Genomic DNA, 18,990 nt, shown 5'->3' on the forward strand with positions numbered 1-18,990 from the left:
TGATTAATATAGCTCAAATGTAACTGTCACAGGATCATATTGTTAAAATAACTGCTGTTTCCTTTGGATTATGCCGTGTCGCCTATCACTATTAAGCGCTTACAATGAGGAGGATTCATAACATTCATTGATCCATGCACAATCAAACACAAAAAGGGGGAGATCAAGAGTGAACAAAAGGTACATAAGCGGGTGTCTGGTATTACTGATGCTATTCTGTGATCTGGGGTTGATGGTTCGTCCAGCGGCTGCAGAAGATGCAAAAGTGAACGTGGCACTTAACAAGGCGGTTTCGGTAAGCACAGAATATTTGGAGTGGGAGAGTAAAAAGGAGCACTTGGTTGATGGTAAAAGTGACACGCATTGGACTGCTACGGCGGGAGTTACCTCCGAACAACCACAGTGGGCAATGATTGATCTGGGTGAAGACTACAATCTGTCCGGAGCGGAAATAACGTGGAGAGAAAACACGGTTGTGAAATATATGGTAGAAACGTCTGCTGACCAGCAGGCATGGACCAAAGTTGTTGATCAAAGTGAAAATTCCGATCCCAAACAGATCGCTGATCTGACGTTTCAGCAGAATGATGTACGATACATCAGACTGAACATCTCCTTTTACAAGGGTGAGGGAGTTTGGCCGGAAATATTGGAGTTCAAAGTGTGGGGAGAAGCAGAAGGAACTGAACCAGCCAATATTAAAGGATATGATGAGATCGAAGTGAGAACGGTGACCAGAAGTGCGCCAATTCTGCCCAACGAGGTAAAGGCACAGTTTCAGAATGAAAAATCGGGAATGGTACCTGTGACTTGGGATCATATCGACCCTATGCAATACGCCTCTGCAGGCGAATTTACGGTAACAGGAGTTGTATATGGTGCGCCTCCAGAACCTCAGCTTAAAGCTAAGGTGATCGTTGAGGGATATCGTGCAGACTATGTTAGAGGTGTTGATATTTCCACGTTGACTGCCATTGAGGACAAAGGCGGAAAATACGTGGACAGCAACGGTACAGAGCGTGATTTGCTTGATATTCTCAAGGATCGCGGTGTCAATTATGTGCGTCTTCGTCTGTGGAATGATCCACAGAAATCAGGGGGATACAATGATAAGGAAGATGTCATTCGTTTGGCCAAGCGAGTGAAGCAAAAAGGTATGAAGATCCTGCTTGATTTCCATTACTCGGACGAGTGGGCGCACCCGGGTCAGCAGCTTCGTCCCAAAGCTTGGGAAGGTCTTTCCCCCGAAGAGTTGAAGCAGGCCGTATACGACTATACGGTTGAAGTTGTAAGTGAGATGAAAGCCGAAGACGCTATGCCTGATATGGTACAGATCGGTAACGAGATTAACAGTGGTGTGTTGAACGGCTTGAGCAGTGACGTGGATTTCGAGCAAAATGTTGCATTGCTAAAAAGCGGAGTTGATGCTGTACGTGCAGTAGAAGGAGAGATCACCGATAACGCGGATAAGGTGAAGATTATGATCCATCTGGCTGAAGGCGGCAAGGCGGATACGTTCAGATGGTACTTTAAAGAGTTAAGTGATGGCGGACTGGACTATGACATTATCGGACTGTCGTATTACCCGTTCTGGCATGGGACGTTTGCGGATGTACAGAAAACGATGAATGAAGTGTCAGCCGAGTTTGGCAAAGATGTTATTATCGCTGAAACGTCCTATCCGTTTTCCTACAAGAACGGGGACGCTCATGGAAATATCATCGGATCGGACGAAGCGCTTCATGTAGGGGGAGCAGACTTCCCCGCAACCGTTCAAGGTCAATATGATGCCATCGCTGGCATTATGGACATGATTGCGAACGTGCCGAATAATCATGGTGCAGGTTTCTTCTACTGGGAGCCGGCGTGGATTCCGGCCGGTGTAGGCTGGATTGCATCCGAAGGGAATGCTTGGGAGAACCAAGCGATGTTTGACTACGATGAATTTCCGGCTAACGGCGGGCATTCGTATGAAGGCAGAGCATTATGGTCCCTTGATGTGTACAAACGTGGATTGAGTCTTCTGCCCGCAGACCGCCAGCAACTGGATGCGGCACTTACACGAGCCATATCATTGGTACAGACTGATTTTACTCCGGAAAGCTGGGTGACTCTGGCTCCGGCAATCTCGGCAGCGAAAGATGTATACCAACAGGCATACACGCCGGGTGGGGTGACTCAAGCAGATACAGATGCAGCGACAACAGCATTGGAACGTGTGATGCAGCAGATGCAAGTTATCGCCCCGCAGCTTGACGAGCTCAGAGCTAAAATAGCGGAAGCGCGCACGTATCAGCAGACTGACTGGTCTGCGGCCACTTGGGCGGTATTGACCAAAGCGCTGGAAGGCGCTGAGCAGGTCTTGAATGATCCTAGAGCGACACAGACGGATGCGAATACAGCGGTTAAACGTTTGCATGATGCCATTGATGGTCTATCCAATGTGGACAAAACACAACTGCACCAGTACATTCAACAAATGCAGCAGCAGACTAAATCTTCCTATACACGCCGGAGCTGGTCTGTATTGGAACAGTCTTTGCAGGCAGCGATTCAGGTCCGAGATAACAATGCTGTTGTCCAATCTGAGGTGAATTCAGCACTGAATACGTTGAAACAAGCCTTTACTAGTCTAGTCTCTCTGGAGGCTTTAACAACGGGCAAAACGGCAACAGCTTCAAGTAGTGCAGGGACAGGAGGCAATCAAGCCAACTCTCCTGAAGGTGCAATTGACAACAATCCGAACACTTCATGGGGAACAGACCAGAGTAAGGATAGCTGGTGGCAAGTGGATTTGGGGAAAGTCGCAAACCTGCGCAAGATCGAGATGTCGATGTGGAGTGGTGGCATCAAATATACGATCGAAGTGTCCAATGATAACAAAAATTTTGTGAAAGTAGTGGACACCACAAGTGATGTTGTTGTATCAACTGCACCCAGCCATGTACTTCCAGAAGGCACGGAGGGACGTTATATTCGAGTAACAATTAAAACAGGTCCCACATGGGTAGGATTCATGGAATTTGAAGCTTACGGTACGTTCCCGGCGGACAAATCTGCACTGCAAGCTACGGTAGATACCGCTGAGAAATTAAAGCAAACCGAATACACGACTTCAAGCTGGAATGTGTTCAGTAAGGCGCTTTCTGAAGCGAAGGCATTCATTCTGGATGTTGAATCTTCAACGCATGATGTGAGCAATGCGGATCGTGCGTTACAAGATGCTGTGAGTAAACTTGTACGTCAAGATGTAACACCTGGCCCTGGCCAGCCATCCCAACCAAGTGAACCGTCACAACCGTCCAACCCGGGAACAGCCCCTTCAACGGGGAATCCGGCTGTAACAACACCGACTGAACCTGGTAATCCGCCAGCGAAGGGTCTAATAACGGTAAAAGGAACAGCAACCGGGGATGACAAGTATTCTATTCGTCCGGATGCATCTCAATTAACTCAGGCACTGCAATCCATGGATGCAGGAAATCGTACGTTGAAACTGCTTGCAGATGTACCCGACACAGCCAAGACAGTCACATTCCAGTTGGCTGCAAGTCAACTGGCAGCATGGATTCGTTCCGAGGAAGTGAAATCCCTGGATGTAGTCGTAGGACAAACTACCGTTCGTGTTCCTCTAAAATCACTCCCGCTAACCATTGCGGAGACTGCGGGAACGTTCGACATCGTAGTGGCAAAAGGATCGACAGATACATTGTCCACATCTCAAAAAGCAGTGATCGGTAATCATGCGATTGTTGATGTAAGTTTGTTAATGAACAATAAGCCATTGCAATGGACAAACAGAGCGGTTGAAGTTGCTCTATCCAATGTGGAGCAACCTAAAAAGAATGATGTAGTTATGGTTGTACATTCCGTATCTCCAAGTGGTGAAATGAAACCTGTTACGTATTCTAAGTACGATGACAAGACAAAGACGATGGCGTTCAAACCGCTGGAATCGGGCAGTTATGTCATTGCAGAAGTTGAAGTACCATTACATGATCTGCAAAATTACAATTGGGCTCTCCAAGAAGTGCAGAACCTATACGGTAAGGGAATTATTACGGGGATGAGTGCAACACGTTTTGCCCCGCAAGGTGAACTGACCAGAGCACAATTTTTGCAAATGATTATTAAAGGTATTGGTGATGTACGCCAGCCCGATCCATCTATCTCAATCCCAACAGATGTGAAGGAAGGGCAGTGGTATGCCGATTCAGTACGACTTGGCATTGAAATGAACATTATTCAAGGCCGGGCGGATGGAAGCTTTGGAGCGAATGAACGTATTTCGCGAGAAGATATGGCCGTTATGCTGAACAGAGCACTGCAGGTTGTGCAACGTGATCAGGATGCGAACAATGCTGCACAAGGAAATACTTTATTTGTAGACAACGCCGAGATCGCCGGGTATGCAAAAGAAGCTGTAGCTTCGATGCAACAACTTGGACTGCTGAACGGCATGCCTGATGGCACGTTTGCTCCGAAAGAAACAGCGAACCGTGCACAGGGTGCTGTTGCAATCGCGAGACTGATGGAACAACTGTATTAGAGATATTTCAAAAAGTCCGCTTTTGATTACGAAGAATGTCTGGTGGCATCATCAGTACGCATGAATAGAAAATAACAAAGCAGGTAAAGAGATCGAATCATGGGATTCGGTCTCTTTATTTTGCGAAAAAAAAAGAGAGGATCAGACTTTACTGTTTTCTCTAAATAGGCATATGAACAATTTGTTAATGTCGTATTGACAATATCATTTTCTTTTGTTATCATTTCGATAATATCAAAACGACAATATTAAGAAATGGGGAATGAGCCATGTTTGGATTCCGATTTGCGAAATTTCAACCCAGTGAGTATGTCATGAAAGTGAAAAATGGTGAGATACAACGTCAAGGTGTCGGATTGTCCTTTTATTATTATGAGCCGACCACATCGGTAGTGGTTCTACCCGTGTCCTCGGTGGATGTACCATTCATGTTCGAAGAGATTACAGCGGACTATCAGACGGTTACTGTGCAAGGGCAGCTAAGCTATCGCATAGTGGATTATTTGAAAATAACCCAGAGTCTGAATTACACGTACAATTTGCGCAAAAATCGGTATATTTCCGACGACCCCGGCAAGCTGGACCAACGGGTGATCACCACAGCGAAAGTATTAACCAAGAAACATCTGGAGCAAATGCCGCTGAAGGAGGCCATTCAATCCAGTGAACGGCTGGCGAGCAGCATGAAACGCGAAGTTGTACAAAGTGAAGAGTTGGAGAAACTGGGCGTTGAGCTAATGAGTCTATCCATCCTAGCCATTCTGCCTAATAAAGAAACGATGCGTGCATTGGAAGCCCAAGCGCGGGAAGAGATTTTACGTCAGGCAGATGAAGCGCTCTATGTGCGTCGTAATGCATCTATTGAACAGGAAAGACGAGTGAAAGAGAACGAACTGAACACCGAAATTGCCGTAGAGACAAAGAAACAGCAAATTCGCGAGACCCAATTGCAGGCTGAGCGCTCGGTGAAACAGAAACAAAATGAGATGGAGCAGGAGCAGCTTCAGTTCAATACAGCGATGGAGGAACGTAAGCAGCAGCTGATTGAGTTAACCATTGCCAATCACAATGCGGAAGCGGATGCCAAAGCGTATGAGATTGCTGCCGTGATGAATTCGTTGCAAAATGTACAGCCAAATGTACTGCAAGCGATGGCAAACATGGGTATGAATTCCGATAAGCTGATCGCACTCGCGTTCCAGGAACTGGCTGAAAATGCAGGCAAGATCGGACAGCTTAATATCTCGCCGGATCTGTTGCAGGGATTAATGTCTCCCGCGCCGGGCAGAGATCAGGGAGGTCGAGCGAGATGAGATTAGGAAGAAGAGAGCAAGCAGAGCAGGCAGGGAAATCTGTACGTCAGCAGCCTGCGGCAGATGATCGAATGAGCGAACATAAACTGATTCTGGTGAAACGCCGGACCAGACTGGAAGAGCTGGTGGTTCGATATAACACGGTACAGCAAGCTCAGTTCTATATTGAACGTCTGGGCGCAGACTTCAGTGATTATATGGAGGAAGACCGTCGTTATCGGCTATCTGTGCAGCAGGCACAGCAGCAACTGGGACAGTTGGGTCGTGTACAGACGATTGATCGGGAACATGTACCCAATTTTATCTTTGGAGAGCAGGATATCGTGGTTGTGGTCGGACAGGATGGGCTTGTAGCCAACACCCTCAAATACGTAACCGAGCAGCCGCTCATTGGTGTGAACCCGGACCCGATGCGGTGGGATGGGGTATTATTACCTTTTACCGTGGAGGATCTCAGCTTCATTGTTCCAGATGTCATTCGAAAGCAACGAACCTTGAAAGAAGTCACTCTCGCCAAAGTGGAACTCAATGATGGACAGTATCTATATGGTGTGAACGATCTGTTCATTGGTCGGAAGACACATGTATCGGCTCGTTATGAAGTGCGTTTGGGTTCATCCGCAGAACAACAATCTTCCAGTGGCATCATTGTCTCCACAGGCATGGGATCGACTGGCTGGTTCAAAAGTGTGCTGGCGGGAGCTACCGGCATTGTAAGATCGGCGGCATGGCAGAACATGAATTCCGAAGCTGAGGTCGCTACAGCATCCGCATCCATTCATGGAAGCAGGCAGGAGTTGAATCATTTTAACTGGGATGCGCCGTACTTATATTTTTCAGTACGTGAACCGTTCCCGAGCCGGACGACAGCAGCCAATCTGGTGTTTGGACAGATTCATTCAAAGCAACCATTGCACATTGTATCCCAGATGCCAGAGGATGGTGTTATATTCAGCGATGGGGTTGAGCAGGACTTTCTTGAGTTTAACTCAGGGGTAGAAGCTATTATTGGGTTGGCAGAGAAGAGGGGGCGTCTCGTAGTCTGACCCTTTATTTCCAAACCGTTTCCGACTAGAATGGGTAACTAGATGTGATACATTGACGTCAGGAAACGGAAAGAGGGTTAACGATGCAGTCAATATTGTTGGTTGAAGATGATGCCAAGCTAGCAGGATTGCTGGCGGCTTATCTGACCCGAAATGGATTCCAGGTACAGGTCACAGATGATTTTCGTCATGTACTGGATGAATTTGTGAAGATGGAACCGGATCTGGTGCTGATGGATGTGAACTTGCCTCAATACGATGGCTATTATTGGTGCAGACAGATACGCACACATTCCATATGTCCCATTTTATTCATATCCGCTCGGGATAGTGGTATGGATCAGATTATGGCGTTGGAGCATGGGGCGGATGATTATATTACAAAACCTTTTCAATATGAAGTCGTTCTTGCCAAAGTCCGCAGTCAGCTGCGCAGAGCCTATGGTTCTTACGCTGCTGTGCAGCAGGAGGTAAAGGTGAAGAACGGTCCGATGATCCTTTATCCTGAGCGATTCGTATTGGAATATGATGAACGCTTAACAGAGCTGACACAGAAGGAAGCCATACTGGTGGAAGCGCTGATGGCGAAGGCAGGGCGAGTGGTCAGCCGGGAAAAATTACTTGAACAGATGTGGGAAGATCAACATTTTATTGATGATAATACGTTGAATGTATATATTACACGTGTTCGCCGGAAGTTGAAGGAGCTGGGTGCAGAAGAGATTTTGGAGACGGTTCGCGGAGCGGGTTATCGTGTGTTGGATCTGGATTCGTCCTCACAAGGGAAAGGGAAAGGGAAAGGGAAATGAGACTTTTCCTGAAAGACCACCAGATGTTAGTTGGATTTTATGTGCTGCAGATGTTGCTGGTTCCATGTGTGTATTGGCTCTCTGGTGAGGGCCGTCCGATGAAGATTGTCCTTTATGGCATGCTGATCAGTACCGTTGTGCTGATGGTCTATCTGATCATACGTTACTTCCAGCTACGAGCATATTATCATCTCCTTGAACAACCACGTAAACTGGTAAACGAGCCCTTTCAAACGCTTGGAAATTCGGTTGTGGCGGAGGCCGTCCAGCAATTGTTACATGAACTGGAGCGTAATCGGCAGAACGAGATAGGTCAGTTACGTACTAGCAAGGAGCAGCAGGTGGTATTCATGAATCGCTGGGTTCATCAGATGAAGACACCGTTGTCTATTATTCAACTGACCTTAGAAGATGTGGAAGATAAGACGGCTGGTAGCATTCAAGATGAGCTGGATAAAATGCGCAAAGGACTTGAAATGGTCTTGCATTCATCAAGGCTTGAACAGTTTGAAGGGGATTTTCGTGTGGAGCTGCTGTCCCTGCATGAGGTGCTTCGAAGCAGCATTGCAGAGAACCGACGCTTGTTTATACGCAGAGGCATTACGCCGGATATCCGTATAGAGGAAGATCTTCAGATCTACAGTGACTCCAAGTGGCTGCGGTTCATGTTCACCCAGATCCTGACCAATGCCGTGAACTATTCCGATAGCAAATCAGGCAAAAAAGTCATTATTACCGGCTATAAGCTGGAAGAGCGTACAATCCTGGATATTCAGGATGAGGGAATCGGCATCTCATCGGAGGATATTCATCGTGTGTTCAATCCCTATTTTACAGGGGAACGGGGCAGACAATACCACGAATCCACGGGAATGGGATTATATCTGGTTCGTGAGATCAGTGCCCGACTGGATAATCGTGTGGAGTTGTTTTCGGAGCCGAATGAGGGAACATTGGTCAGATTCAGCTGGGTTCAATCGAAATATCCGAAGTGAAGAGCGCTTTGCCCATGGGCGAGGTGCTTTTTTTAATGCATAGGAGTGTGATAGAGGAGGCAGGGGAACAGAACCTTAAACGCGCTGTAAGGGAAGTTTAAGGTAATTCGATAGCACCGTTACGGGAGGTCCGTTAGGATAAGAATAGAAATAACGTATATAGAATGAAAGATTCGGAGGGGAATACACATGGAAATGTTAAAAGTATCGGCACTGAGCAAAGTATATCAGGGTAAAGTGCAAACTCAAGCCCTTAGTGATATTCATCTGACAATCAAACAAGGTGAGTTTGTGGGTATTATGGGCCCGTCGGGCAGTGGAAAAACTACATTGTTAAACATGGTTTCCACCATTGATGAACCCAGCTCAGGCAAGGTTCTGATTAATGGCATGAATCCGTTTGATATGAAAAAGAAGGAACTTGCCATGTTCCGGCGTCGGGAACTCGGATTTGTCTTTCAGGATTTCAATCTGTTGGACACGCTAACGGTTGCTGAGAATATTGTACTCCCATTGACACTGGACAAGGTCAAACTGAAGGAGATGGAGAGCAGACTTCATCGTATTACAACCAGGCTTGGCATTGATCACATTTTGGATAAACGAGTTTACGAAATCTCGGGCGGACAGCGACAGCGCACAGCCATTGCAAGATCCATGATTAATATGCCTTCGATTGTTTTGGCGGATGAACCAACCGGTGCCCTGGATTCTACGTCATCCCAAGCGGTCATGGAGTCACTTGAACAGATTAACCAGCAGGAGAAAACGACCATTATGTTGGTCACACATGACCCACTTGCGGCAAGTTATTGTAACCGCATCGTGTTCATCAAGGACGGAAAACTGGCAGCCGAGGTGCACCGCGGAGATAATCGACAGACGTTTTTCCAGCGGATCATTGATACTTTATCCTTCTGGGGAGGGAATTCACATGAGCTTTCCTCAGTTCGCGTTTAACAATATTCGCCGGAATGGGCGAGCGTATATTGCTTTTTTTCTTAGCAGTGTGTTTATGGTCATGATTTTCTTCGCTTATGCGGTGTTCATCTATCATCCGTATGTGAAAGAGTTGCCGATGGGTGACACAACTGCTACCGGGATGCAGATCGCTTCAATTATCGTGTATGTGTTTGCATTTTTCTTTGTCATGTATTCTATCAGTGCTTTTCTCAAATCACGGAACAAAGAGTTTGGTATTCTGACCATACTTGGTGCAGAGCCCGCACAGATTCGGAAATTGGTCATTTTGGAAAACATGTTGATCGGCTGTTTGTCCATTATTGTTGGTATAGGCGGGGGCATGTTGTTGTCGAAGCTGTTTCTGATGTTAACTACTCGTTTTATTGGCATGGATGATCTGCCCTTTTATTTTCCGATCAAAGCCATTCTGATTACAGTAGGAGCCTTTTTGATATTATTCTTCTGCATTTCACTCTTCACATTACTTTTTATCGGAAACAAACGGACGTTAGAACTTTTGACGGGAACCAACAAACCTAAAAAAGAGCCCAAAGCTTCATGGTTCTTCTCACTTCTGGGTTTTGCATTACTTACAGTAGGTTTTGTGGTACTCCGTAACGGGTTAAATGGCGGAACAATCATGCTTGCAGCAGTAACAGGGATAGCCGGGACGTATTTTTTCTATTCACAACTTTCCGTGCTCATCATTCGTTTATTGAAGCGTAATCGTAAAACGGTATGGCATGGTACACGTCTGTTATGGATCTCAGAGATGAGTTACAAAATGAAGGATAATGCCCGCATGCTCTTTATGGTGACCGTGGTGATTGCGATTGCTTCAATGAGTGCAGTTGTAATTTTGTCACTAGATCAGGAGAACCGGGAGCAGTTTACCAATAACGATTTTCCAGTCATATACAATGTGTACACTCCTTCGGATCAATTGGATATGAGCGCCGTTGATTCGAGACTTCAAGCCGCAGGCTTGGATTATCAGCAAGTGTATCTGGAGTACTTCTGGTCTGATGCGGATCAGAGTGCTGTCTCGGTTATGCCCCTCAGTCACTACAACCGGTTGAATACAATCCTGGGAAAAAAGACATTCCAATTGGATTCAGACTCAGTATTGTTCGTAGATTCCCGTAATGAGAAGGATCAGGATCAGATCGATCGAAACAGGTTTCGCAATTATGCGGAAGGAGACACCTTGACTCTGAATCTGGAGGATGGCTCATTGCAAGCAAGAGTTACAGCTACGGATGTAGAACCACGGTTCGCAACCTTGATCTATTCTACAGGTGTAGTCGTTCTCCCAGATGAGGAGTTTGAAGAGATCACACAACATATCAATGCAAATAGGTTATCTGGCAAAGTTCTTTATCAGATTCCGGCATGGGGTCATGCTGTACCTGACCGGCACTCCTCGGAAGCCATGGTTAGCGATCAGCTTCTGTTGTCCGCAGATACCATTCGAAGCGATAATGCTTCTTCGGATGAGAATTACTCCGGCTTTCTGACCACTCGATATGGAGATTTTGAGAGATACAGACAGGGTACAGCACTCTTTACCTTTCTCGGCATATTTATCGGATTAATCTTCTCCATCTCTTCCGCAAGCTTTTTGTATTTCAGACTGCATACCGATCTTGAAGCAGATGGGAAAATGGTGTATTCTCTTTCGAAAATGGGTCTCAGTTTCAACGAGATGAAACGATCATCCACCGTTCAGATTGCCATTCTGTTCTTTTTACCAATTGGGGTAGCTATCATTGAAACGTTGGTAGTGGTTAAGCCATTCCTGTCTGAATTCGGAATTACGAATTATACGGTTCCGGTGTTGACTGTATTTGGTGCGTTTCTGCTTGCACAGACGTTTTATTTCTTTGTTATCCGTTCCAGATATATATCTTCTCTGCGCAAAATGATGGTGTAAACATTCAGAAAACGAATAATTATATGGATCGACCATGATCTGTTCATGGCCCGCATTTTCTTGATTCAGATCAAGGAAACGCGGGCTTTCTTGCGTTAAGATGAATGCATCAACAGATGATATTATCGAGGAGGACGATTACATGAGTATTACGTCATTGCAAGAAGCAAAAGCATTCAGTGAGGACCGTTTTACAAAAAGGGTTTTATTCCAACAAGGTGGTGGGGTGACCTTTGTCCTTCATTTTCTGCCAGGACAGCAGCTTCCCGTTCATAAACATCCGGGCACAGACGTTATTTTACTGGTAGTCGAAGGCACAGGCACACTTATTCTGGATGGAAAAGAACAAGCGGTGAAACAAGAGGATGTGATCCATTGCGGCGGTGAGGTGGAGTTCGCATTCCATAATTCAGGAGATCAGGAAGTTCGTTTGTTCGTGGTGTTAAACAAAGTGCCAGCAGCATCCTATGCAAAGGACATCTAACATCTAATATCAAGGAATCGATATAATGATTCACTGATCGGCACTAATATAAGGGAAACTCTATTCTGGAGTTTCCTTATTTATTTTTTATTCAAAAGTGCCTTGACCAAGTGTGGTTCTCATAGCAAACAAAAAGCATACCTGGGTCTGAGAGTATCAGATCTTAAGTACGCTTTTTCGTATTCCGACAGCAATTTGTTCATTCATCCGTCACTGTTCATTCTGCCTAGTAGTATCCCAGCATTTCTTTGGCTTCATTCGACATCAGCTGTGGAGACCATTGTGGCTCCCACACCACTTGTACATCAATATCGGTCTTATTTGTATTTTCCTGCAAAACCCATTTCACTGCACCAACAATCGTATCGTGTAACGGACAACCTGGTGTCGTCAGCGTCATCCGTATATATACCCGTTCAGGCTCTTCCCTTACTTCATATACCAGACCTAGGTCAACGATATTAACACCTAATTCAGGATCATATACTTCCTTGAGACATTCAAGCAAATGCGTGGTTTGTTCCATCCTGTTCACTCTCCAGTCCATTTTATTAACATTAACGTCTGAATACCAAAGCTATATTTGCGATATAAACGATGGATACGATAGATAATATCGTTCCTCCAACCATCATGACCTCTGCCAGATTAATCAGAATTCCACTGACAAGCAGAAGGCTTCCAGCGACCATAGCGAGCATACCCCAATTCACATCGCGTTCACTCAGCATACTTGCCATCAGCGGTGTTCCGGGTCTGCCTGCTTGCTTACCGTATTTGTGGGTCCACCACAGAAAAGGCACGATTTTGGAGGCATAGCCAAGTATGGTGAGAGGCACCCAACCCCCGAGATATACCCATCCAGACAGCAGAACAACACGCGGATGGAGCAGCAGGTCGATCCCTTGTGCAGAATAGATCAATAGGGCAACAGCATATACAGCCAACGCACGGCTTACATACACAGACCAGCGAATGCCCGGACCTGGGTTACTTTTGTGCCGTTTCTCCTGAATTTGCTCCAAGTGATACACATAGAAGAGAAGGGTTGCGGTTAGAAGCAAGAGCGCAAACCAGAGTAAGCCTCCCTTCAACCCAGTCAGAAATGCGACAACGCCTGTAACTACAGCTGCATTCCACAGAACCAAGACCACTTTTTGCAGTCGAATGGAATAATCGTGGGACAAGTAGAACATCGGAAGCATTTTGTAACTGAATCCGGTAATCAACATGCCAAACCAGCCGAGTGTACCCATCCAGATATGTGCGCCGAATAAGCGTTCATGTAGACCGTTCCAATCACCAAAGGCAAAATTCAACCCCATCAGCATGCCGGATAACCCGGTTAACACAAGATAAAGACAGGCGCAGGCGGCGCTAATCGTCACAGGGTTCCATTGTGAAGCTCGGAAAAGGGTGACGGTCATGTTCCAGCCAAAGAATAATATGCCCGATAGTGCAAGTGTGGCAGAAGCGGCAATCCAGCTGACATCTGCCCGAATGAAGCCGTATAACATGCCCGTTATTCCAGTCGTGAACAAGAAGTAATGACAATAACCGAGGAACAGACTATAGATATTGGATTGCAAAATAACGTGTATCAACTGATAAACGGCACCCATAGCCAGCATGGTTGCCCACCCGAGCACAAACAGATGGACATGAAACCAGCCTTCGGGTCCTCTGAGTTCATCACCAAGCCAGCCTGTCAGGGAGAGCAGGGAGAATGCGTGATACATTACAAATCCAAAGATGCCCGTGATGATAAAAAGAAACGGCAACCTGGACATGGCTTTTGCCTCCTTACCCTTTTTCAATTCTCACTTTGGCCGTACCATCAGCTTGATCCTCAACCGTGAAGGGGCAACCGAGATTATTTAACTCTTCAATCAAGAAGACTGGCACACGGTCATTATGAATCAGTACGACTTCCCCAGGTTTGCAACGTTCCAGTGCGGCAAGTGTTCGCATCATGGGTTGTGGCGGTTCCAATCCGCGATTGTCCAGTATCACGGTGGGCGCCTGTAGGGATTCAAAGTTTTCAATCGCAACAGCTTGCTCCTCTGGATGGCCTTTGCATGAAGCTGATTCTTCGTCTGAACCGGGCTCAGAATCGACTTCCGATCCAGATAAAACTATTGAAGATAATGCTTTGTCACCGGTTTTATTTTTTTTGTGCACAAACGTGGTAACCCAGTGATCTGAACCTTTTCGTTCCGATGTGCTGGAGTATCCTTTCAGCTTGAGAATACCGAGCAGGGGCGTTGGTTTGAATGGAGCGTGTAGTACAAATACATCTTCATGCTGAAGGCCTTTGACCGTGTCCATGATCAGTTGAAACGGCTCCAACTTTTTACTCAGATGAGGACGCACATCCAATTCAACAATATGGACATCAGATGGAGACATGTGCGTTCACATCCGATCCTGCACTAGCTACATTCGCCTGTTGTACCAACTGCAGAGATGATTCATACAGGGCGGCCATTCCACCGTACAGCGCATAGAAGAATGACTCCGGCGCATCGAGGGAGAAGGACAGATAGGCTTTTGGGTCCATCCCGAGCACACGCTCAAAAAGTCTTGCACTGTCATAGGCGTAAAAACAGAAATGAGTATATTCGAATACAGGCATTTTTTCGTAAATGGTGATAATCTCTTGCGCATATTCCGCTTGCTCCCGCTGCGCCGTTTGAACCATGGTTGTGGCGTCTTCCAGCCGCAGCGTGATGCGAAGTTTAGTATCGTCAATGATTTCAACGTGCGCCATAGCGGGCCAGCTCCAATCTATAATTTGCTGATTTTGACCTGGAAGGTTGTAGGGCCTTGCTCAATATACTCCCAGTTGAAGCCATCGGGATGTGTGGACTGGAACTGGAATCGAAGGGGTTTTGGATCGTGATCGTTAATGAGCAGCATGGATTCCTGTGGTTGCAACTGATCAAACGTTTCGAAAATAACTTTATGTTTCAAATGCGGTGGATACTCCGTGGCATTAATGGTTGCTGTGTATGTGTTCATGTGTCATTCCTCCAAATAGGGATAGTGTGGTGGTACAATTTGATTATAGAAAACGTGAGGATAGGGCTGTGTGAGCCTGCTCACACCTTATTTAATGTCATAGACTCGCCTTATTTGAATGAATTCTCTGTATGGAAAGAGGGACATGAATAAGTCCAAACGCACAGTAGATGGACACATGTATAGGGAATTGTGTATATACAAAGAGACCTTAACATGGATTACGAGTGTTAAGGTCTCTTTGTGCACACACAGTTTAGTGTAAGAGCAGGGGAGAGAAAACAGTATAGTTAGGAGTACAGACAGGGTGGTCACGCATCCCTTTGTTGCTTCAAAGCTTGCAAATCATGAATGATAATCCGGTTGCGATCCACTTCGAGCAAATTCTCTTTTGTAAGCTGGTTTAAAAGCCGATTTGCTGTTTCTCTTGTTGTACCAATGGAATTGGCAAACTCCTGATGTGTCATGGGCAGGTTGATGATAACTTGGTCTCCATGTGTCTGTCCGTGCTGCTCTGCGAGCATAAGGAGGAAGGAAAGCACACGATTGCGTACATCCTGACCAGAAAGCACCTGCAATTTATCCTGTAATTCTCTTATTTTGTCACCGAGTACACGCATAATTTTGATCGCAATGGAAGGTGTGCTCAGCATTAATCGTTCGAAAAGTCGGACAGGTATGGCTAGTAGTACGGTAGGGGTAATGGCTTCTGCGGTAGCCGGGTAAGGGTACGCATTAAAAAAGCCGGTGTGTGGAAACATATCTCCTGTTTTGAGGAAAGAGACGATCTGTTCATGCCCGTTCTCATCGGTTTTATAGGCCTTTACAATGCCCGTACGGATGAAAAAGACAGCTTCCTTTTCGCTTCCTTCGCTGAAAATAACTGATTTCTTCTGAATGCTTCTGGAAATGGCGATATCTTCGACTTGCTTTAATTCCTCGGGGCTAAGGTCCTGGAAGATGGGAAACTGTTGTAGAAACTCCGCTGTTGTATCTTTGTTTACCCTACTCATGAGAATCTCTCCTCTCTGTGTTCATATTTCTGAACGACGACATCATTGTATCATAGCGTGATTTTTGAACACATCAGGTGATATAGATCACCGTAAAGCCATATCACTGTTTTTGATTGCTCAACCAGGGTTAATGGAATGATAGAATATGATTGAACAAGAGAGGGGTCGGCCCGGATGTGGACTGCATTCATGTGGGGCGGCATCTCTGCCTCAGCGGTAGTCATTGGCGCACTCGCAGCATTGTTTCTGAAGATTCCCAAACGAGTTATTGGTTGGATTATGGCTTTTGGGACAGGAACATTAATTGGTGCAGCGACCTTTGAACTTCTCGGAGATGCGCTGAATGATGGAGGAATTATACCTACAGCCATTGGATTTACGGCGGGTGCTGTCGTGTACACCCTGTTTGACCTGCTCGTTTCTGCAAAGGGAGGGGCGGGGCGTAAACGATCGGCAAAGTCGGGAGACTCGAATCAAAGCGGGCTTGGAATCTTTGCAGGCACGGTAATGGATGCTATCCCGGAATCCATCATGCTTGGAGCCAGCTTGCTGGCCGGAAACGGTGTCAGTGTGGTTCTGGTAGTATCAATCTTTGTCAGCAACATTCCTGAAGGTCTGTCTAGTACGGTTGGACTACAAGGCAAGTACAGTCGTGGCAAAATCATATTGATGTGGATGAGTGTACTGTTGATCTCCGCGCTTGCAGCACTGGGCGGATATCTGTTTCTGGAACAGCTTCCAGAGGAGATGGGTGCAGCGATTGGTGCATTTGCAGGTGGTGGAATCATTGCCATGATCTGCTCAACGATGATGCCGGAGGCCTTTGAAGAGGGTGGGCCTGTAGTGGGTTTGATTGCATCCATGGGATTGCTTGTGTCGCTGTTGCTCGATCTGTAGATGAGAGAATAAGCTTTCGATGCAGCTTTCTTTCAGAAAGCTTTAAGGCGCACGCTTCGCTTCCTCAGCTTATTTCTGTCCTTTCCGTTTTTGTGTAAATCTGAGTTGAATTTATATAAAAAGAGTATCCGAACAGAGTGGCTTCTGATCGGATACTCTTTTTTTGCCAAAACAGCTTCCTCCGCATTCGCAATTTTCCTTACCTAATTTATTGAATTCGGGCAGGCGGTTCAATTCTTTCCCTAAGCTGTTCCAGTTGAAGAATAAGAATGCAGTTCCCTGTAACCTGAAGAAGTCCCTGAGTTTGCATCATGGCGAGTTTACGACTAAGCGTCTCTGGTGTGATACCAAGCAATAGAGCCATATCTTTTTTGAAAACAGGCAAGCGGATCTCATGTTTTGCATGATTCTGGGTATGGAAGAACAACAGCAGCTTGGCAATCTTCTGTTCCGTTGTCATCGCACTAAGCGAGCTGTTCCATTCATCAGTTTCACGGAGAAGATTGGAAATGGCAAGCAGGAAATGATAAGCAAGCTTTGGATCATGTTCAAGCAACTGGTCGAAGTCATGTTTGTTGATGGAGCAGATGGCCGAAGGCTCCAGAACTTCAGCGTTTGCAGCATGTGGTTTTTGGTGTAACAGTGAATCTTGTCCGAAGAAATCTCCGGGAAACAGAAACCGCATAATATGTTCCTTGCCACTTTCATTGTATTTGGATAACTTCACACATCCCTGATGAACCACGTAAAGCGTATCTGAGCGTTCGCCCTCATGGACGACAACTTCACCTTTGTTATATTTGTGGGTATGCAAAAGGGAGATCAACAATTCAGCTTCGGATGGATCTAGATGCTGGAACAGAGATACTTTGGAGAAACAGGCATCATTGGCTTCGTGCTCACAGATCATCGTTTCATCACCTCGAAATTGTTCAGAATGGGTATAGCCATTATCTATTGCCATGTCTCAGTGAGACATGGCAGTTGCACCATGATCAGTACCATCCTTGGTCACACGCAGAACAGCGGCAGCTCCTTTGGCTACATGGTTGAACTGATGGGTTACAATCGCATAATCACCTTCTTCGGTCACGGTAAACTCTACGACAGCTCCACCACTTGCGGGAAGCATGACGGTCTGTATTCCATACTGGATGTTGCGTGGATTTCCATCGGTATACACACGGTCCATAATTGTACCTACAACGTGGAAGGATGAGACTTCATTGGGTCCAGCATTACTGACATAGATCCGAACCGTATCTCCTACTTTGGCTAGCAGGGGATGTTTTACTAATCCATAGTCATTGCCGTTAAATACGACATAATCCGGTTCTCCGTTCAAAAAAGCTTCGTAGTCGTGCTCCTTATACCATTCACTCTGAACAAGGATATACTCACGAACTACCAAGTGATCAGAAGGGTACCCAGCCTTGGGTTCCACAATAATCATGCCGTACATCCCGTTCGCGATATGGGCAAGGACCGGTTTGGTTCCACAGTGATACATGAATACACCGGGTGAGGAGGTTGGGTAAGTGAAGGTGCCTTCCTCGCCTGGCATAACATCAATAAATTTTCTGCTTGGAGCAGCATGTACAGCGTGAAAATCCATGGAGTGAGGCAGGCTGGAATCTTTATTCTTCAACGTGAACACCAAGGTATCTCCCTCGGTCACTCGTAGGACGGGTCCGGGAACGGTACCATTAAATGTCCAAGCGTTGTAGATTACGCCTTCGGAGATTTCGATATCTGTAACCTGAGCCGTCATTTCAATATATACCGTAGTACCTTCTCTGCGAATGATCGGGTCCACCGGGGGTTGACTGACCGCAGAGAGGGAGACTTCATCGTGGTTAACAGGTTTAACCGTATCGGTTGTACTACAGTGAGAGAGAGTTGCTGTAAATATGGCGAATACGAGTGACCATTTATATACATTCAGTAAGGAAAACATAGTTGCA

The 18,990-nt window shown here is 46.1% G+C and carries 17 protein-coding genes; 9 read left to right on the top strand and 8 right to left on the bottom strand.

The genetic code is table 11. The features are described 5' to 3' along the window. Positions 1-169: 169 nt before the first annotated feature. The 8 genes from BLS69_RS05065 to BLS69_RS05100 all read left to right on the top strand — a co-directional run bounded on the left by BLS69_RS05065 (position 170) and on the right by BLS69_RS05100 (position 12,092). A complete protein-coding gene (locus BLS69_RS05065) occupies positions 170-4,549 on the top strand; it encodes a glycosyl hydrolase 53 family protein (RefSeq protein ID WP_091029034.1) in 4,380 nt (1,459 codons plus the stop codon). Positions 4,550-4,818: 269 nt separating this feature from the next. Beyond that, positions 4,819-5,862: an SPFH domain-containing protein gene (locus tag BLS69_RS05070; RefSeq protein ID WP_091029036.1), complete on the top strand. Its 1,044-nt coding sequence runs from the start codon at positions 4,819-4,821 to the stop codon at positions 5,860-5,862. Between the two features lie 71 nt (positions 5,863-5,933). Further along, entirely contained in the window at positions 5,934-6,908 is a 975-nt protein-coding gene (locus BLS69_RS05075; RefSeq protein ID WP_091034836.1) for a diacylglycerol kinase catalytic domain-containing protein, read from the top strand. Between the two features lie 83 nt (positions 6,909-6,991). Then, entirely contained in the window at positions 6,992-7,717 is a 726-nt protein-coding gene (locus tag BLS69_RS05080) for a response regulator transcription factor (RefSeq protein ID WP_091029037.1), read from the top strand. Further along, the gene (locus BLS69_RS05085; RefSeq protein ID WP_091029039.1) at positions 7,714-8,712 is read left to right on the top strand and encodes a sensor histidine kinase; all 999 of its coding nucleotides are present in this window, start codon (positions 7,714-7,716) and stop codon (positions 8,710-8,712) included. Before BLS69_RS05080 ends, BLS69_RS05085 begins: the two co-directional genes overlap by 4 nt. Positions 8,713-8,901: 189 nt before the next feature. Further along, positions 8,902-9,672, top strand: coding sequence for an ABC transporter ATP-binding protein (locus BLS69_RS05090; RefSeq protein ID WP_091029040.1), 771 nt, complete (start codon positions 8,902-8,904; stop codon positions 9,670-9,672). Next, a complete protein-coding gene (locus BLS69_RS05095; protein ID WP_091029042.1) occupies positions 9,647-11,608 on the top strand; it encodes an ABC transporter permease in 1,962 nt (653 codons plus the stop codon). The genes BLS69_RS05090 and BLS69_RS05095 overlap by 26 nt, the downstream gene beginning before the upstream one ends. 142 nt (positions 11,609-11,750) lie before the next feature. Further along, entirely contained in the window at positions 11,751-12,092 is a 342-nt protein-coding gene (locus BLS69_RS05100; protein WP_091029044.1) for a cupin domain-containing protein, read from the top strand. A gap of 226 nt (positions 12,093-12,318) precedes the next feature. On the opposite strand, the gene BLS69_RS05105 is transcribed toward BLS69_RS05100, so the two are convergent. The 6 genes from BLS69_RS05105 to BLS69_RS05130 all read right to left on the bottom strand — a co-directional run bounded on the left by BLS69_RS05105 (position 12,319) and on the right by BLS69_RS05130 (position 16,126). After that, positions 12,319-12,618 (bottom strand): metal-sulfur cluster assembly factor, encoded by a 300-nt coding sequence (locus BLS69_RS05105; RefSeq protein WP_091029045.1) that lies wholly within the window; start codon positions 12,616-12,618, stop codon positions 12,319-12,321. A 31-nt stretch (positions 12,619-12,649) separates the two neighbouring features. Next, positions 12,650-13,882, bottom strand: coding sequence for a YceK/YidQ family lipoprotein (locus BLS69_RS05110; protein ID WP_091029047.1), 1,233 nt, complete (start codon positions 13,880-13,882; stop codon positions 12,650-12,652). Between the two features lie 13 nt (positions 13,883-13,895). Then, the gene (locus BLS69_RS05115; RefSeq protein ID WP_091029049.1) at positions 13,896-14,501 is read right to left on the bottom strand and encodes a DUF2249 domain-containing protein; all 606 of its coding nucleotides are present in this window, start codon (positions 14,499-14,501) and stop codon (positions 13,896-13,898) included. Then, on the bottom strand, positions 14,488-14,862 hold the full coding sequence (locus BLS69_RS05120) for a hypothetical protein (RefSeq protein ID WP_091029050.1): 375 nt from the start codon (positions 14,860-14,862) through the stop codon (positions 14,488-14,490). The genes BLS69_RS05115 and BLS69_RS05120 overlap by 14 nt, the downstream gene beginning before the upstream one ends. A gap of 17 nt (positions 14,863-14,879) precedes the next feature. Continuing rightward, positions 14,880-15,113, bottom strand: coding sequence for a DUF2249 domain-containing protein (locus BLS69_RS05125; RefSeq protein ID WP_091029052.1), 234 nt, complete (start codon positions 15,111-15,113; stop codon positions 14,880-14,882). Between the two features lie 311 nt (positions 15,114-15,424). Then, positions 15,425-16,126 (bottom strand): Crp/Fnr family transcriptional regulator, encoded by a 702-nt coding sequence (locus tag BLS69_RS05130; RefSeq protein ID WP_091029053.1) that lies wholly within the window; start codon positions 16,124-16,126, stop codon positions 15,425-15,427. Between the two features lie 177 nt (positions 16,127-16,303). Here BLS69_RS05130 and BLS69_RS05135 point away from each other — a divergent pair, with 177 nt between their 5' ends. Then, on the top strand, positions 16,304-17,026 hold the full coding sequence (locus BLS69_RS05135; protein ID WP_091029055.1) for a ZIP family metal transporter: 723 nt from the start codon (positions 16,304-16,306) through the stop codon (positions 17,024-17,026). 208 nt (positions 17,027-17,234) lie between these two features. Here the strand turns inward: BLS69_RS05135 and BLS69_RS05140 are convergent, their stop codons facing one another. Both BLS69_RS05140 and BLS69_RS05145 read right to left on the bottom strand, forming a co-directional pair. After that, positions 17,235-17,936, bottom strand: a complete 702-nt coding sequence (locus BLS69_RS05140) for a Crp/Fnr family transcriptional regulator (protein ID WP_176872596.1) — start codon at positions 17,934-17,936, stop codon at positions 17,235-17,237. A 57-nt stretch (positions 17,937-17,993) separates the two neighbouring features. Continuing rightward, the gene (locus BLS69_RS05145; RefSeq protein WP_091029060.1) at positions 17,994-18,983 is read right to left on the bottom strand and encodes a multicopper oxidase domain-containing protein; all 990 of its coding nucleotides are present in this window, start codon (positions 18,981-18,983) and stop codon (positions 17,994-17,996) included. Positions 18,984-18,990: the final 7 nt, after the last annotated feature.

The organism is Paenibacillus sp. CF095, assembly GCF_900101225.1.
Taxonomy (GTDB): domain Bacteria; phylum Bacillota; class Bacilli; order Paenibacillales; family Paenibacillaceae; genus Paenibacillus.

What these genes read in the sequence shown, in the direction of transcription:
- BLS69_RS05070 (WP_091029036.1), top strand. Translation starts at nt 4,819, where the DNA reads ATGTTTGGATTCCGATTTGCGAAATTTCAACCCAGTGAGTATGTCATG.
- BLS69_RS05075 (WP_091034836.1), top strand. Translation starts at nt 5,934, where the DNA reads ATGAGCGAACATAAACTGATTCTGGTGAAACGCCGGACCAGACTGGAA.
- BLS69_RS05080 (WP_091029037.1), top strand. Translation starts at nt 6,992, where the DNA reads ATGCAGTCAATATTGTTGGTTGAAGATGATGCCAAGCTAGCAGGATTG.
- BLS69_RS05085 (WP_091029039.1), top strand. Translation starts at nt 7,714, where the DNA reads ATGAGACTTTTCCTGAAAGACCACCAGATGTTAGTTGGATTTTATGTG.
- BLS69_RS05090 (WP_091029040.1), top strand. Translation starts at nt 8,902, where the DNA reads ATGGAAATGTTAAAAGTATCGGCACTGAGCAAAGTATATCAGGGTAAA.
- BLS69_RS05095 (WP_091029042.1), top strand. Translation starts at nt 9,647, where the DNA reads ATGAGCTTTCCTCAGTTCGCGTTTAACAATATTCGCCGGAATGGGCGA.
- BLS69_RS05100 (WP_091029044.1), top strand. Translation starts at nt 11,751, where the DNA reads ATGAGTATTACGTCATTGCAAGAAGCAAAAGCATTCAGTGAGGACCGT.
- BLS69_RS05105 (WP_091029045.1), bottom strand. Translation starts at nt 12,618, where the DNA reads ATGGAACAAACCACGCATTTGCTTGAATGTCTCAAGGAAGTATATGAT.
- BLS69_RS05110 (WP_091029047.1), bottom strand. Translation starts at nt 13,882, where the DNA reads ATGTCCAGGTTGCCGTTTCTTTTTATCATCACGGGCATCTTTGGATTT.
- BLS69_RS05115 (WP_091029049.1), bottom strand. Translation starts at nt 14,501, where the DNA reads ATGTCTCCATCTGATGTCCATATTGTTGAATTGGATGTGCGTCCTCAT.
- BLS69_RS05120 (WP_091029050.1), bottom strand. Translation starts at nt 14,862, where the DNA reads ATGGCGCACGTTGAAATCATTGACGATACTAAACTTCGCATCACGCTG.
- BLS69_RS05125 (WP_091029052.1), bottom strand. Translation starts at nt 15,113, where the DNA reads ATGAACACATACACAGCAACCATTAATGCCACGGAGTATCCACCGCAT.
- BLS69_RS05130 (WP_091029053.1), bottom strand. Translation starts at nt 16,126, where the DNA reads ATGAGTAGGGTAAACAAAGATACAACAGCGGAGTTTCTACAACAGTTT.
- BLS69_RS05135 (WP_091029055.1), top strand. Translation starts at nt 16,304, where the DNA reads ATGTGGACTGCATTCATGTGGGGCGGCATCTCTGCCTCAGCGGTAGTC.
- BLS69_RS05140 (WP_176872596.1), bottom strand. Translation starts at nt 17,936, where the DNA reads ATGATCTGTGAGCACGAAGCCAATGATGCCTGTTTCTCCAAAGTATCT.
- BLS69_RS05145 (WP_091029060.1), bottom strand. Translation starts at nt 18,983, where the DNA reads ATGTTTTCCTTACTGAATGTATATAAATGGTCACTCGTATTCGCCATA.